Below are 567 nucleotides of genomic sequence, written 5' to 3'. Positions count from 1 at the left end.
TCCGGCGAACTGTGCATCGCGGGCCGCTGTCTGAGCGCTGGGTATTGGCAGGATCAAGATCGGACTGACCGCTGTTTCCTGCCGAATCCGTATGATGGCGGACAATACGATGTGCTTTATCGAAGTGGGGACATCGCACGCATCTCAACCAGCGGCCTTCTCGAGATTTGCGGCCGATCGGACAACCAGATCAAGGTGAGGGGCTTTCGCATCGAGCCGGAGGAGGTCGAAGTTGCCCTTGAGTCTCATCCGGCAATCGCAAAGGCCGCGGTCTTCGCAGAAGGCATCGATGAGGATCGCCGCTTGACGGCGAGCCTGGAGCCCGCTCGGGAGAATCTAAGCTCTCGAGAGATTCTCGCCCACCTGCGCAACAGATTGCCATCTCCCATGGTTCCCACAGCCTTCAGATTGGTTGACAGTGTTCCCCTGACGACAAGCGGAAAGATAGACCGTGCTCGCCTTTCCTCCGTTCCTTACCGCGAGATAGAAACTAGTCCATCTGCTGAGCCCCGCACCAGGAACGAGCGGGTTCTTGCTCGGATCTGGGAGGATCTATTAGGCGCCGAG

General features: G+C 58.4%; 1 pseudogene. It reads left to right on the top strand.

From position 1 onward, the window contains the following. Positions 1–567, top strand: a pseudogene (locus I6F37_RS38535) (AMP-binding protein); the annotation flags it as partial.

This window comes from Bradyrhizobium sp. NBAIM08 (assembly GCF_020193935.1).
GTDB lineage: Bacteria > Pseudomonadota > Alphaproteobacteria > Rhizobiales > Xanthobacteraceae > Bradyrhizobium > Bradyrhizobium yuanmingense.
This window is presented reverse-complemented; position numbering and strand designations above follow the sequence as displayed.